A 13,574-nucleotide genomic window follows, 5' to 3' on the forward strand; every position below is an offset into this window, starting at 1 on the left:
GGGGCGCGGGATCAGGACGTCGCGGTTGAGCAGGGCGGCAAAGCCATCGGGCGCCACGCGTTCGCACCACACCACGTCGCCGCTGCGATAATCGCCGACGCCGGTATCGACCGTGAGCGCGACCAGCCCCGGTGTCGCGACGGGCGCGGTGACGACGGTTTCGTTGGGAGGAGCATGGACGCCATCGGCCCCGATGACTGCGGCGACCGGCACCTCGACCTGCCCGGGCATATCGACCAGGTCGCCGCCGGTCACGCCAAGTGCCGCGGCAATGCGGTTCAGCCAGCCAACCGATACGGTGCGTGTTCCGGTTTCGAGACGTCCGATGGTCTGGGCGGTCGTCGGCGGGGAGCAGCGGTTGGCGACGTCCAGCAACGTCAATCCCTGCGCGCGGCGCACTTCGCGGATACGGGTGATCATGGTCGAGCCCCTGCCAATAACCGATATGGAATTGGCGCTTTCCTACAGAATGACTCGCGACGCAAGAGCCTATCTGGAGATGAGAAGCGGCCGGGTCGTGCGGATGCAGGTCAGACGGCGCGAAAGACCGACGTCAGCGTCTGCTTGCGCACCCAGGTGGTCAGGTCCCAGATCGATACCGAGCGGCAGAAGGCAAGACCGGCGATGCCGTTGCTGGTCCAGCGCACGAATGACAGCATCGGGCCGAGCCCGTCGATCCACAAGCGAACCTCGGCACCGACTTCGAGGGGTTCGGGGCAGAGAATGCGCGTTCCGGTCTGCGATACATTGTCGATGGCGACGGCGTGAAATAGCTCGCCGATCTGGAGCCTGCCGGTCGCATCGACATTGACCCGGGGCGCGCGACGACGCTGGCCATGCGCGAGTTCGGAACGCAGAACCTCGGCCATGTCGATCGGCTGGTCGAAGGCGAGCCCGACCAGTTCGGCACGAGCCCAGACGATGCGGGCGGAAATCCGCTCCTCCAGACGCAGGTCGAGGGTGATGCGATCGTCGACGGTGAGGTCCTGAAACACCTGGGCCATCGCGCCGCCGTTCGAGATATTGCGGACCAGGCATAAATTCTCGCGATCGCGGTGCGCGATCTTTCCAGCGCGAAAAATCGTCATGTGCCGTTCGGAATTGCGGCGCTCGCCGGCTATGGCGCCAGGTACTACCGACAATGTCAGTGTCGAAGCCATCGGAGCATCCCGTCCTGTTTCATTTGGGGTTGATCCCCAACTGCCACACTGGTTACGCGCCGACGGTCTAAAAATGAGTGAAACGGTATCCACCAAAATGAAGGCAAATTATCGTGCGAATACTGGGCGTAACGACCAAATCCGGCGGCTATTTAGTATCGCGATACATAGAGTGTGCCATCGCACGTCGCGGAGTTCGTCGGGTTACCGCAGAACGCCGCCTTCGCTCTTTGCCTTGAGCCAAAAGCGACCCATTTCTGCATCGAGACCAATGGGGTCGAACCGGTCGAGACCCGATCCGGGGTAAAATGTCATCTCGCCGAACAGCGGTTTCCGATCGATTTCATACATATCCACGCGCACGAAATCGATGCCACGCGCCAGTTCCCCCGCCGCAGACATCATGGCCGCAAGCGACGACGGCGGGGCCGGATCGAGGTCGGACGTGGGCGAGGAGCGCCGCCGCCAGTTGCGGTCGAACACGATCCAGCGATGCCGCTGGCCGCGCCCCAGATGGACCTGGATATATTCGACCCGACCGCCGAAAACATAGAGTTTATAGTCGATGGGAGCGCCGGTGAGCGGACCGACCAGCGGTTCGACCAGCAAACCGCGCTGGATATGGGCATACAGCCATTCGTCGAGCCAGCCGCCGTAATCGCTGTACATCCAGCGCCGCGCGCGCGTCCTGATCGAACGCCATTCCGCCGCATCCCATCGCCGCACAAAAGCGTTCTGATTGCAGCCATGCCGCGACTTCACGACGAACGGCGTCGGCCAGTCGGGACAGCGCGGCAATTCGACACCGTGCCACAATGTCGGGATCACCCATTCGCGACCGATCCGGTCCGCAACGATTTCCTTGGCCAGCACCTTATCGGCGAGCGGCGGCAGGCGGGCGTCGCGGTCATGGAGTTTGCGGTGCTGGACCAGCGCGGTGAAGGTCTGCGGATCGTCAAGATCGAGCAGTCGGTGGTGACGCCACAAATAGGTCAGTGCGATGCGCGCAGGGGCAAGGGTAGCGGTGCGCGGGGAGGCCAGGGTCGGCAGGGTCAGTTCCATCGGGACAAAAGCATCGAGGCGGCGGATTGTTCCGGAATACGAACGGCGCGTCACATCTGAACTAACCAGATCGGAACAAATTACTTGACATATTCGTTTGGTCGGGGTACATAACAGGAACATTGTGATCGGCGTCAGAAGTTTCCTTACCCTCGCTTCGTCAGGGAAAGGGACGACGGGAACGCGAGCGGCTTTGGAGCCAGGTGACGGGAGCGGATTTCCTGACCGGGGCCGAAAAGCGCGCGCTGTTGGGACTGGTTCAGACAAAGGAGATTGCGTGATGAGCGATACGATGTTGACGGCCCATCTGCTGGCGCAGGCAGAGAGTGGGGCGTCCGATCTGGTTACACTGCGGGCGCTGGTCGAGGAGGCGTCGGAACTGGGCGCACGGCGGGCGCTGGCGCGGTTGGGGTTGGCCGATGAGGACGCCCGGACCGACGTCACCGAGTTGCGCGAACTGTTGAAGGCGTGGCGCGATGCAAAGACTTCGGTGCGCCATGCGGTGATCGGCTGGGTGGTGCGCGGGGCGATGGCGGCGGTGCTGATCGGCATCGCGGTAAAGCTGGGGCTTGGCGCGCTGGTGCTGAAGTGATGGGGGCAATGCGATGAGGTTCGCCGGCTATGTCGCAGTGTTCGACCGCGAGGACCGGGGCGGCGACGTGATCCGCAAGGGCGCGTTTGCGGGCGAACTGAGCAAACCGGTGACGCTGTTGTGGCAGCATGACCAGGCCCGCCCGATCGGCGCGGTCGAAATGCTAGCCGAGGACGACCGGGGCCTGCGGATCATCGGGCGGGTCAGCGACGACGCGGGCGTGGTGGCGGGGTCCGGGCTGTCGTTCGGATACCGTGTTAGGGCGGCGCTGGAGGGAACAAAACGCGAACTTACGGCGCTCGAACTGCTCGAGGTTAGCGTCGTCAGCTTTCCGATGCAGCCGCTGGCGCGGGTGCACGCAATCGATTTTACCAAGGAGAATGACGATGGATTATGAGATCAAGGCTGCGCTCGAGGATTCGTTCGACACGGTGACGATGACGCCTGAACGACCGCTACTGGCGGCCACACCGGCGGGGGGCAGTGCGCGCGCGTCGTTCGTCGACGGGTATCTGCGGCGCGGCGATCTGGGGGTCGAGTTGAAAAGCTTTAACGGGCAACCCCCAGCGAGGGCGGTTTCGCCATCCCCCGAGAGATCGACGCGGTGATCGACACCACACTGAAGGCGATCTCACCCATCCGTCGTATTGCCAACGTGGTTCGCGTGGGAACGGGCGGCTATCGCAAGCTGGTGACGCAGAACGGCATGGCGTCGGGCTGGGCGGGCGAGGGTGCGGCACGGCCCGAGACGGGGTCGCCGGTCTTTAACGAGATTGTCCCGCCGATGGGTGATCTGTATACTAATCCGGCCGCGAGCCAGTTCATGCTCGATGATGCCGCGTTCGATGTCGAGGCGTGGCTGGCGAACGAAATCGCGACCGAATTCGCCCGGGCGGAGGCGGCGGCGTTTATCGGTGGCACCGGCATAAACCGTCCAAAGGGGTTCCTTACATTTCCAACGGCGGCGACGCTGGACACGGTGCGGCCGTTTGGCACATTGCAATATGTGGCGTCGGGCGCGGCGGGGGCGTTCGTGGCGGGCAATCCGCAGGACCGGCTGGTCGACCTGGTCCAGTCGCTGCGCTCCCCCTATCGCCAGGGCGCGACCTGGGTGATGAATTCCAAGACGATGGCGACCGTCCGCAAGTTCAAGACAACCGACGGCGCGTTCCTTTGGCAGCCGAGCCTGATCGCGGGCAACGCCAACACGCTGCTCGGCTATCCGGTGCTGGAGGCCGAGGACATGCCCGATATCGCCGCAGACAGCCTGTCGATCGCATTTGGTAATTTCCATGCCGGATACATCATCACCGAACGGGCGGAGACGTCGATCCTGCGCGATCCCTATACCAACAAGCCGTTCGTGTATTTCTATGCAACCAAACGGGTTGGAGGGACAGTGACCAATTCGGAAGCCATCAAACTGATGAAGTTCGCGGTGACCTGACAAGGCCGCAATCGACCCCCTCTCCAAAGGGGAGAGGGGGCACTGACGCGAAAGAGGATTTGCGATGCTGACACGGGGGCCTGTGGTGGCGACGGTCGTTGCCGGCGTGGGCGAGACGGTGACGCTGGCGGCTGCGGTCGGGGGCGGGCTGTTCGACTTTGGCCGCCTGCGCTGGATCGACGGACCGAATGCGGGGCTGTCGGCGATGGTGGTGACCTCTGCCGGAGCGACGTTGACCCTGCGCGAGGCCCCGGCCTTTGCCGTCACGGGACCGGAGGCGGTCGAAATTGTCGAAGGCTGCGACCGGCGATTTGCGACCTGCTGCACGCGCTTTGCCAATGCGGTCAATTTTCGCGGGGAGCCGCACCTGCCCGGCAACGACCTGTTGACCCGCTATGATGGATGAGCGCGCGCAGCAGTTGATCGGGGTGCCGTTCCGATTGCATGGCCGCGATCCGGCGACGGGGCTCGACTGTATCGGTCTGGTCGCCTGTGCGGTTGGCGGGGCGGTGGTGCCGACCGGATATCGGTTGCGGCAGGGCGCGCCCGATGTGATCATCGAGGGGCTGAATGCAGCGCTGGTGCGCGTGGCGGCGGCGAGGGTCGGCGATGTCCTGCTGCTCCAGGGGGGGGTCGCGCAATTTCATCTGGCGGTGATGACCACGCAGGGCTTCGTCCACGCCTGCGCCCTGCTGCGGCGAGTTTTGGAGACGCCGGGACTGCCGACATGGCCGGTGATCGGCGCGTGGCGCAAACAGGAGGACTGACATGGCGACATTACTGCTGACCGCAGTCGGGACCGTCATCGGCGGACCGATTGGCGGCGCGATCGGGGCGATACTGGGGCAGGCGGTCGACCAGCGGGTCTTTGCGCCCAAGGGCCGTCAGGGGCCACGGCTGGGCGACCTGTCGGTGCAAACATCCGCCTATGGCACCGCAATCCCGCGCGTGTTCGGGACCGTGCGCGCGGCAGGCACGGTGATCTGGTCGACCGACCTGATCGAAGCGCGGGCGAGCCAGTCGAACGGCAAGGGCAAGCCCGAAACGACGACGTTCAGCTATTCGGCGTCGTTCGCGGTGGCGCTGTCGGCGCGCCCGGTGCTGCGGGTCGGGCGGATCTGGGCTGACGGCAACCTGTTGCGCGGGGCAGGGGGCGATTTCAAGACGGCGACGGGGTTTCGCCTGCTACCGGGCAGCGCGGACCAGCGAGTCGACCCGCTGATCGCGGGGGCGGAGGGGCTGGGCACAACGCCTGCCTATCGGGGCTGCGCGGTGGCGGTGTTCGAGGATTTTCAGCTGGCCGACTATGGCAACCGCATCCCGATGCTGAGCTTCGAGATCATTGCCGACGAAGGGCCGGTCGGGGTCGCCACCATCTTGGCCGAACTCAGCGCCGGGGCCTTGGCGGGAGCAAGCGCGGCGGTCATGGAAGGGCTGGCGGTGCAGGGCGACAGCGTGCGCGGAGTCGCCGAAACGCTGGCGGCGGCGCTGCCGGTCTCGCTGGTCGATGACGGGCTGATGCTGGTTCTGGATGGCGGCACGACCGGCGTGCTGAGCGGCGACGACCTGGGCGCGACCGTCGCCGTAAAAGCAGGCGCGCGTCTGGTCGAGACCCGCCGGGCGGCCGCGGCGATCCCGGAGGTGCTCAGCATCGCCTATTATGACGTGGGCCGCGATTACCAGGCGGGCGTCCAGCGCGCCCGACGAGAGGGCGGATCGCGGCGCGAGGACCGCATCGACCTGGCGGCGTCGCTACCCGCCGGGGTGGCCAAGCAGATCGTCGAGGCGCGGCTGACGCGACTGTGGCGGGAGCGGCGAACGGTGACAGTGACGGTGCCGTGGCGGGCCATGGATTTGCGGCCCGGCGACCGGGTCACGCTGAACGCGCTGCCCGGAATATGGCGAATCGCGGCGGTCGCATTCGAGCGGATGGTCGTGAGGTTGGAACTGTCGCCACAGTTTGTGGCCTCGGCAATCGCGCCAGCCGCCGATCCGGGGCGGCCGGTGGCACAGCCCGATCTGGTCCATGGCGCGACGATCCTTGCGCTGATCGACCTGCCGCCGCTGAGCAATGTGGCCGACCAGTCTCCTCAGGTGGTGGTGGCGGCGAACGGGGCGTCGAGCGGCTGGCGAAACGCGCCGCTGCTGGCCAGTGTCGATAGTGGCGCCAACTACGCGGCGATGGGCGGCACGGCGGCCCCCGCGACCATCGGGTTTGCAGAGACACTGCTGAGTCCGGCGGGCACGGCGCTGGTCGACCGCGTGAACCATGTCGACGTCGCGTTGGCCAACGGCGGGCTGGTGCTGAACGATGCCGATGACGCCGCGCTGCTGAGCGGCGCGAATTTCGCAATGCTCGGGCGAGAGGCGTTCCAGTTCGGGCAGGCGGTGCCGCTGGGCGGTGCGCGCTATCGGTTGTCCGAACTTTGGCGTGGTCGGCGCGGGACCGAGATCGAAGTCGGCAGCCATGTGACCAACGAAGCCTTTGTCCTGGTGGCCCCCGATACGCTGGCACTGGTGCCGCCCGCGCTGGCGGTGGCTGGCCTGGTCGTGCTGGCCGCCGGGATCGGCGATGGCCCGGGTGTGGCCGCGACCATCGCCACCATCGGCGCCAGCATCACGCCCCTCGCCCCGGTGGGACTGGCGGCGATGCCGATGCCGGACGGCAGCTTTGCGATCACCTGGATCCGCCGCAGTCGAGAGGTTTGGACTGGAGCGACGCGGTCGATATCCCGCTGGGCGAGCAAGGCGAGCGGTATCGTGTCACGCGCACCGCCGTCGGTAGGCCCGACCTGACTGCCGAAACCGCGACATCCGCCTGGGTATATCGCGCGGCGATGGCGGCAGACGACCGGGCATTCGGCCTTACTGCGGTCACGGTCACGGTCGCACAGGTCGGGTCGCGCGCGGTGTCCGCCGCCACGACGCTTTTGGTTCCGCTCATTTAGGAGAAACAATATGACTACGACATCAGACCGGCTGAACCTGCCTTTTCTCGCACTGGCGCAGTCGCAGAAGGAAACGACGCACAATGAAGCGCTAGCGCTGCTCGACATGGCGGTTCAGCCGGTTGTGCAGGCGATCGCCCCGGCGACAATCCCCGCCGCGCCCGTTGCCGGGCAATGCTGGATCGTGGGCGCGGCACCCGGTGGGCCTTGGTCGGGACATGCGGATGCGCTGGCGGCCTGGACGAGCGGCGGATGGCGGTTCCTTGCGCCGTTCGATGGCATGACGGTCTGGTCGATGGCCGACGGCGTATCGGCACGCCGGGTTGGATCAAGCTGGCAGGTTGGACAGCTGACGGCCGTCAAGCTGGTGATCGGTGGCAATCAGGTCGTGGGCAACCGGCGCCCTGCCATCGCGCTTCCAACGGGAGGGGCGACGAACGACGTTCAGGCGCGCGCCACGATTGCGTTGGTCATTGATACACTGACGAACCATGGCCTGATTTCGTAAGTAAAAAAGCTGTCGGAACTTAACCTCTGACTAATCGTTTGCTGGCACGACTAGAGAGTATGGGTTCCATTGCGACATTTCGGCCACAGTTGGCTGATTTCCGTGCTTGCGTGGAAACCGTGCTTTGGCTAGTGCGTTCAAGCTGTCTCAAGTGACAAACAGGAAAGGGGATTTTTATGCGGAAGCTGGCTATACTCGCCGTGCTCGCCTCAACCGCCATGGCTACTCCCGCGCTCGCGCGGAATAACTCATGGTACATCGGCGTCGAGGGTGGCGCGATGATTGTTGAGAAATTGGATATCGATATCGGTGCGTTGAATAACGCAGCGACTGCACGTCAGAAGGCGGGCTATGATGTCGACGGCATCATCGGTTACGACTTCGGCGCTTTCCGCCTGGAAGCAGAAGCTGGTTATCGCCAGTCGCGTCTGCGGAGCTTCTCCAGCCAGACGACTGTGCCGTCTTATCTCGGCACTTCGGCTCCTGCCGGAACGTACAACGGTGCAGAGGGCAAGACTTCGGCACTTAGCTTCATGATCAACGGTTTGCTGGACTTCGGTTCGGATGACGGCATCAGCGGTTACGTTGGCGGCGGTGCCGGTGTGGCTCGCGTCAAGTTGAGCGACTATGCGATCAATCCGAACGCTTCGTTCCTCAATGACTCGGATACAGGTTTTGCCTATCAGGCGATTGCCGGTGTTCGTGCGCCGCTGACGGATCATGTCGATGTCGGTCTGAAGTATCGCTTCTTTAACGCGGGCAAGGTTAATCTCGTTGACTCGGTTGGTCGTGCGAACGAAACGCGTTTCCGTTCACACAGCATCCTCGGCAGCTTGATCTATAACTTCGGTGAACCAGCGGCTCCACCGCCACCACCGCCACCACCCGCACCGGCTCCTGAGCCTGCACCACCGCCGCCACCAGTGGCAGCTGTCTGCACGCCTGGACCGTACATCGTGTTCTTCGAGTGGAACAAGTCGGATATTACTGCTGAAGCCGCGTCGATCCTCGACAACGCCGTCACCGCTTATGGCGATTGCGGTCAGGCTCAGGTCATGCTGGCCGGTTACACCGACACGTCGGGTACGCCGAAGTATAACCTTGGGCTCTCGCAGCGTCGTGCAGATGCGGTCAGTGCCTATATCAGCTCGAAGGGCGTTCCTGCCGGTGTCATCACCAGCAAGGCGTTCGGTGAAACCAACCTGCGCGTCCAGACCGCAGATGGTGTTCGCGAACTGCAGAACCGTCGCGTGGAAATCACCTACGGTCCGGGTTCGGGCAACTAAAACTTCGCTCTCCCTTTCGGGATACGAACTTGAGAGAGCCGGCCGAAAGGTCGGCTCTTTTTCGTTGTGGGGTTGATAATGGTTTGACCGGCGACCGCGTCACCCGGCGCAGGCCGGGGCCTATACGGCTGTCGGATCTGCCGCATATCTTTTTGACAGCCATATAGGCCCCGTTCCGTGCCGGGGTGACGGAAGGTTTGCGTTCTTGCTGGCGAAACTCCGGTCGCGCCCAACACCCACCCTAGACTTTCAGATAGTCCCTGAACCAGGCAGTGAACGCCGGGATACCGACATCGATCGACGTCGTTGGTGCATAGCCCAGGTCGCCGCCGATCGCAGCGATGTCGGCAAAGGTTTCGGGGACGTCGCCGTCCTGCATCGGCTGGAAGTCGATCACGGCTTTCTTGTCGCACGCGCCCTCGATCAGGCTGATCATCCGCATTAGGTCCTCGGACCGGTGATTGCCGACGTTGAAGATGCGGTGGGGGGCAACACTGCCGCCGGGCTTGACGCAGTAGTCGTCCTGCGGCGGGGTATCGATACAGGCGACCACGCCCGCAACGATGTCGTCGATATAAGTAAAATCACGACGCATTTCGCCGTTGTTGAAGACGGCGATTGGCAGGCCGCGCAGAATCTTTTCGGTGAAAATCCACATCGCCATGTCGGGTCGGCCCCACGGCCCGTAAACGGTGAAGAACCGCAGTCCGGTCAGGGGAATACGATAAAGATGAGCATAGGTTTCGCTCATCAGTTCATCGGCTTTTTTCGTGGCGGCATATAGCGAGACCGGGCGATCGACGCGATCCTCGACGCGGAAGGGCAGTTCGGTGTTGCCCCCATAAACCGACGACGATGATGCATAGACCATCGTCACCTTGCGGGTGCGGGCTAGTTCGAGCAGTTCGAGGTGGCCGACAAGGTTCGACTGGACATAGGCGCGCGGGTTGTCGATCGAATAGCGAACGCCCGCCTGGGCGCCAAGATGAACGATGCTGTCGAAATGCTGGCCCGCCATGGCGGCGTCGAGAGCATTTCGATCGCTGAAATCGACTTGGGCGAACACAAAACCATCGCTGGTCAGCATCGCCAGGCGATCGCGTTTTAGCCGGGGGTCGTAATAGTCGTTGAGGTTGTCGATCCCGAGCACGGTATCACCCCGGTCTAGCAGCACACGTGCCAGTGCCGCACCAATAAAGCCTGCGACTCCGGTTATCAGAACGCGCATCGTCACAATGTTTCTCCGTCGGCAAGCCCAGCGGCGATTGAGCCAATAGCCAGTGCCGCGCCGGATGCCACAAGTGCTTGGCGTGGTGCAAATGCTTGGGCATATTCAAGAGCAAATCCGGGAGACAGGCAATGACCAAATCGATTCTCGTAATAGACAGCACTGCCATAAAACCAAAGGTAGCGATGACGATCGCTATCATTTGTGGCACATTGGGCATCGCCTTGCTGGGCGGCTGTATGGCGCAAATGGGACCAGGATCGGCGACGAAGATCGGAGCACGCGCCGAACTTCGTGACCCCCAGGGCGTCTCGCACGGCAGCGTGCGTATCGAACGGGTCGGCGCGATATCGCGCGTGACCGTCAATGGCGTCGCCCTCCCGCCCGGTGACCACGGCCTTCATATCCACGCCGTCGGCTCGTGCGAGGGGCCGGCCTTTGCCAGCGCGGGCGCGCACTGGAACCCCGACATGAAGATGCATGGGCGCGACAATCCAATGGGCGCGCACCGTGGCGACCTGCCCAATTTGCAGGTCCACACTGACGGCACGGGGACAGTGTCCTTTGACCTGCCCGGTGGCATCGCGACGCTGATGGACGCAGACGGTGCCTCGATCGTCGTTCATGCTGCCCCCGATGACTTCCGCACCGACCCCAGCGGCAACAGCGGCGGGCGCATCGCTTGCGGGGTGTTTACCCGGGGCTAGATCGGTTCACCGGCGGCACGGGCGCGTTCGATGACGCTTGCCTCCGCTGCCGGGACGCTGCGCCACGCGAGGATCAGGAACAGCGCCGCCAACGGTACCGCGACCAGCAGCGACAGGATGCCGGTCCGAAGGCTGCCTGTCACGGTCGACACGAAACCGGCCATATAGGGACCCAGCGCCAGGCCGATCATCGTCGTCCCGATAAAAAAGGTCGCCGTCGCGGTCCCCCGCATCCGGGGTAGCGCAAGATCCTGGACAGTTGCTGCCGTGGCGCCGAGCGCACTCGATCCCAGCATTTGCAGGAAAAAGGCGAGGATGTAGAAGAGCGCGGCGTTCGTCGTGTTCAGCGCGATGATCAGCGGAATGACGGGGCCGATCGATCCGATCATGATGATCGGGATGCGGCCCCAGGGCTTGCGCTCTTTCCAGGCGTCGGCGATCCGCCCGCCTGAGACGACACCGATAAAGCCGCCCGCCATCGCGCCGCCGCCGAGGAACAGGCCGATCGTCGTCTTGCTCTGGCCGAGCGCCGATTCGGCGTAAGGCGCGGCGAATACGCTGATGCCATAGGAAACAAATGCGATCAGGCCATAGCCGAGCGTGACGTAAAGGAATGCGGGTGTGCCCCAGATCAGCCGGAACGCGGGCGGGTCGCGGTCGCGCAATGCGCTGGCCCATGAGAATACCGCATAGACACCGCCGCCGACCGCAATCCACTGCGCCGTAGAATGGGTGACCCCAATCAGCCCGGCGACGACGACCGAGACCACCGCCAGCATGGCGATATTCACGATGAGGGCGCGCATCCCGCGCCGTGCCGCGCCGATCAGGGTAAAGGGTGGGACGATGGTGACCAGCTCGCCCAGAAAATCGCGGAACGGATGGGAGGGCAGGGTGGTGACGATGCCCTCCATCGCGCCACGCTCAGGCTCACGGAGTGTCGCGACCCAGGCCGCGACCAGCAGGCCGGGCACTCCGACCGCCATGAAGGCGGCCTGCCAGCCGACGACGCCCCATGTTCCGCCGGGATAGGCGCGGTCCCAATGTTCGGCGATCGCACCGCCAAGGAACAGCGAAAGCCCGCCGCCAAGGAAGACACCCGACGAATATATGGCGAGCGCGGTCGCGCGGCGTTCTTTCGGGAAGTAATCGGAGATCAGCGAATAGGCGCAGGGCGACGCAGTGGCCTCACCGACGCCCACCCCGATTCGAGCCAGCGTCAGCTGTGCGCCGCTTCGCGCCAGTCCTGAAAAGGCCGTCATTGCCGACCAGAGAGCCAGGCCGACGGTCATCAGCTTGACCCGGCTCCACCCGTCGGCAAGCCGCCCGAGGGGTATTCCGAACAGTGAATAAAATACCCCGAACGCGGTCCCGAACAGAAAACCGATGTCGGCATCGGTTAGATGCAGGTCGCGCTTCACGTCATTGGCCAAAATGCTGAGTATCTGCCGGTCGACGAAGTTTAGCACATAGACGATCGTCAGCACGAACAGCACATAATTGGCGTAGCGCCGGTCCGTGGTTCCCGTTATTTTGCTCTCCATTAACGACACGTAGCAGACCCTCCGCCGACTACCAGACGTATCATCGGTCGCGCTCGGCGAAGGCGTTGAAATGTCGATGGCCCTGTATTTTCTTCGCAATAGCACGATTTTCCGCGCGTTTTCCTGTTTCGCTTGAAAGCAGACGTGTTTCCACCGATATTAGAAAGGTCCGGCGATGGTCGCCGGGTGAAGGAGTATATTTCGATGGCCAACTGGTCTGATCCCCGCTCGACAGCAGGCTCTGCCGCGGCACTTGCCGGCACGCGCGATACCGCAGTTGATGCGGGCCTGCGGTCCTATATGCTGTCTGTCTACAACTATATGGCGTCGGGCATTTTGCTGACGGGCGTGGTGGCGCTGGCTTTTGCCAACAGCCCCTACATGAGCGTCCTGTTCAACCAGGTTGGCCGCCCGACCGGCCTTGGCTGGGTCGTAATGCTGGCGCCACTCGGTCTGGTCATGGCGCTGAGTTTCGGTATCAACAAGATGCAGGAATCGACCGCCAAGACGTTGTTCTGGGTTTACGCCGCATTGATGGGTCTGTCGCTGTCGACAGTCTTTATCGTCTATACCGGCGCGTCCATCGCAACGACGTTCTTCTCGACCGCCGCCGCTTTCGCTGGGCTCAGCCTGTTTGGCTACACCACGAAGCGTGACCTGTCGGCATTCGGCACATTCCTGATTATGGGCGTCGTCGGCCTGATCGTTGCCAGCGTCATCAATATGTTCGTCCAGTCGAGCGGACTACAGGTAATCATCAGCTTCGTCGGCGTGCTGTTGTTCGCAGGGCTGACTGCCTATGACACGCAGAAGATCAAATCGATGTATTACCAGGTGCAGGGTTCCGAAATGATCGGCAAGACGGTCATCATGGGCGCGCTGACGCTGTATCTCGACTTCATCAATATGTTCATGTTCCTGCTGCGCTTCATGGGCGACCGTCGCTAATACGCGACCGACAGTAAACGAAATAAGGCCCGGCGGAGTGATCCGCCGGGCCTTATTCTGCCTAGCTTTTTTCTATGACCGTTTTGGCATCAGTGCCATGTCGATATCCTTAGCCTTCAGATAGGCAGGCCGGTCCTTCAACCC

At 63.2% G+C, this 13,574-nt stretch carries 14 protein-coding genes and 1 pseudogene; 10 read left to right on the plus strand and 5 right to left on the minus strand.

Annotated elements, in window-relative coordinates; genetic code table 11:
• From Q0R02_RS05125 to Q0R02_RS05135, 3 genes are all read right to left on the minus strand, one after another.
• On the minus strand, window positions 1–420 hold a 420-nt coding region (locus Q0R02_RS05125; RefSeq protein WP_293881393.1), incomplete at its 3' end, for a helix-turn-helix transcriptional regulator.
• Between the two features lie 110 nt (window positions 421–530).
• Window positions 531–1,160 carry a PilZ domain-containing protein gene (locus Q0R02_RS05130; protein WP_293881395.1) on the minus strand — a complete coding sequence of 210 codons (630 nt, stop codon included), beginning with the start codon at window positions 1,158–1,160 and terminating at the stop codon, window positions 531–533.
• Between the two features lie 204 nt (window positions 1,161–1,364).
• The gene (locus Q0R02_RS05135) at window positions 1,365–2,276 is read right to left on the minus strand and encodes an ATP-grasp fold amidoligase family protein (RefSeq protein WP_293881397.1); all 912 of its coding nucleotides are present in this window, start codon (window positions 2,274–2,276) and stop codon (window positions 1,365–1,367) included.
• 226 nt (window positions 2,277–2,502) lie between these two features.
• On the opposite strand from Q0R02_RS05135, the gene Q0R02_RS05140 reads away from it, so the two are divergent.
• The 8 genes and pseudogenes from Q0R02_RS05140 to Q0R02_RS05175 all read left to right on the plus strand — a co-directional run bounded on the left by Q0R02_RS05140 (window position 2,503) and on the right by Q0R02_RS05175 (window position 9,003).
• Window positions 2,503–2,814 carry a DUF6127 family protein gene (locus tag Q0R02_RS05140; RefSeq protein ID WP_293881399.1) on the plus strand — a complete coding sequence of 104 codons (312 nt, stop codon included), beginning with the start codon at window positions 2,503–2,505 and terminating at the stop codon, window positions 2,812–2,814.
• Window positions 2,815–2,827: 13 nt separating this feature from the next.
• Entirely contained in the window at window positions 2,828–3,211 is a 384-nt protein-coding gene (locus tag Q0R02_RS05145; protein ID WP_293881401.1) for an HK97 family phage prohead protease, read from the plus strand.
• Window positions 3,212–3,251: 40 nt separating this feature from the next.
• Window positions 3,252–4,261, plus strand: a pseudogene (locus Q0R02_RS05150) (phage major capsid protein).
• Between the two features lie 64 nt (window positions 4,262–4,325).
• A complete protein-coding gene (locus Q0R02_RS05155; protein ID WP_293881403.1) occupies window positions 4,326–4,667 on the plus strand; it encodes a phage BR0599 family protein in 342 nt (113 codons plus the stop codon).
• Window positions 4,657–5,028 (plus strand): peptidoglycan endopeptidase, encoded by a 372-nt coding sequence (locus tag Q0R02_RS05160; protein WP_293881405.1) that lies wholly within the window; start codon window positions 4,657–4,659, stop codon window positions 5,026–5,028. The genes Q0R02_RS05155 and Q0R02_RS05160 overlap by 11 nt, the downstream gene beginning before the upstream one ends.
• Window position 5,029: 1 nt before the next feature.
• Window positions 5,030–7,057: a phage tail protein gene (locus Q0R02_RS05165; protein WP_293881407.1), complete on the plus strand. Its 2,028-nt coding sequence runs from the start codon at window positions 5,030–5,032 to the stop codon at window positions 7,055–7,057.
• A 162-nt stretch (window positions 7,058–7,219) separates the two neighbouring features.
• Window positions 7,220–7,717 carry a DUF2793 domain-containing protein gene (locus Q0R02_RS05170; RefSeq protein ID WP_293881409.1) on the plus strand — a complete coding sequence of 166 codons (498 nt, stop codon included), beginning with the start codon at window positions 7,220–7,222 and terminating at the stop codon, window positions 7,715–7,717.
• 176 nt (window positions 7,718–7,893) lie between these two features.
• Complete coding sequence (locus Q0R02_RS05175) at window positions 7,894–9,003, plus strand: OmpA family protein (RefSeq protein WP_293881410.1); 1,110 nt, start codon at window positions 7,894–7,896, stop codon at window positions 9,001–9,003.
• Between the two features lie 241 nt (window positions 9,004–9,244).
• Here the strand turns inward: Q0R02_RS05175 and Q0R02_RS05180 are convergent, their stop codons facing one another.
• Window positions 9,245–10,231 (minus strand): NAD-dependent epimerase/dehydratase family protein, encoded by a 987-nt coding sequence (locus Q0R02_RS05180; protein WP_293881415.1) that lies wholly within the window; start codon window positions 10,229–10,231, stop codon window positions 9,245–9,247.
• Window positions 10,232–10,362: 131 nt separating this feature from the next.
• Here Q0R02_RS05180 and Q0R02_RS05185 point away from each other — a divergent pair, with 131 nt between their 5' ends.
• Window positions 10,363–10,938, plus strand: a complete 576-nt coding sequence (locus Q0R02_RS05185; protein WP_293881411.1) for a superoxide dismutase family protein — start codon at window positions 10,363–10,365, stop codon at window positions 10,936–10,938.
• Here the strand turns inward: Q0R02_RS05185 and Q0R02_RS05190 are convergent.
• The gene (locus tag Q0R02_RS05190; RefSeq protein ID WP_293881412.1) at window positions 10,935–12,482 is read right to left on the minus strand and encodes an MFS transporter; all 1,548 of its coding nucleotides are present in this window, start codon (window positions 12,480–12,482) and stop codon (window positions 10,935–10,937) included. The genes Q0R02_RS05185 and Q0R02_RS05190 overlap by 4 nt on opposite strands.
• A gap of 204 nt (window positions 12,483–12,686) precedes the next feature.
• On the opposite strand from Q0R02_RS05190, the gene Q0R02_RS05195 reads away from it, so the two are divergent.
• Window positions 12,687–13,430 (plus strand): Bax inhibitor-1/YccA family protein, encoded by a 744-nt coding sequence (locus tag Q0R02_RS05195; RefSeq protein ID WP_293881413.1) that lies wholly within the window; start codon window positions 12,687–12,689, stop codon window positions 13,428–13,430.
• The last annotated feature ends 144 nt before the right edge of the window (window positions 13,431–13,574 follow it).

Source organism: Sphingomonas sp., assembly GCF_025353885.1.
Taxonomy (GTDB): Bacteria; Pseudomonadota; Alphaproteobacteria; order Sphingomonadales; family Sphingomonadaceae; genus Sphingomonas_O.

Bases quoted from the DNA above. Each gene is read 5' to 3' on its own strand.
- Q0R02_RS05130 (WP_293881395.1), bottom strand. From the start codon at position 1,160: ATGGCTTCGACACTGACATTGTCGGTAGTACCTGGCGCCATAGCCGGC.
- Q0R02_RS05140 (WP_293881399.1), top strand. From the start codon at position 2,503: ATGAGCGATACGATGTTGACGGCCCATCTGCTGGCGCAGGCAGAGAGT.
- Q0R02_RS05145 (WP_293881401.1), top strand. From the start codon at position 2,828: ATGAGGTTCGCCGGCTATGTCGCAGTGTTCGACCGCGAGGACCGGGGC.
- Q0R02_RS05155 (WP_293881403.1), top strand. From the start codon at position 4,326: ATGCTGACACGGGGGCCTGTGGTGGCGACGGTCGTTGCCGGCGTGGGC.
- Q0R02_RS05160 (WP_293881405.1), top strand. From the start codon at position 4,657: ATGATGGATGAGCGCGCGCAGCAGTTGATCGGGGTGCCGTTCCGATTG.
- Q0R02_RS05165 (WP_293881407.1), top strand. From the start codon at position 5,030: ATGGCGACATTACTGCTGACCGCAGTCGGGACCGTCATCGGCGGACCG.
- Q0R02_RS05170 (WP_293881409.1), top strand. From the start codon at position 7,220: ATGACTACGACATCAGACCGGCTGAACCTGCCTTTTCTCGCACTGGCG.
- Q0R02_RS05175 (WP_293881410.1), top strand. From the start codon at position 7,894: ATGCGGAAGCTGGCTATACTCGCCGTGCTCGCCTCAACCGCCATGGCT.
- Q0R02_RS05180 (WP_293881415.1), bottom strand. From the start codon at position 10,231: ATGCGCGTTCTGATAACCGGAGTCGCAGGCTTTATTGGTGCGGCACTG.
- Q0R02_RS05185 (WP_293881411.1), top strand. From the start codon at position 10,363: ATGACCAAATCGATTCTCGTAATAGACAGCACTGCCATAAAACCAAAG.
- Q0R02_RS05190 (WP_293881412.1), bottom strand. From the start codon at position 12,482: ATGGAGAGCAAAATAACGGGAACCACGGACCGGCGCTACGCCAATTAT.
- Q0R02_RS05195 (WP_293881413.1), top strand. From the start codon at position 12,687: ATGGCCAACTGGTCTGATCCCCGCTCGACAGCAGGCTCTGCCGCGGCA.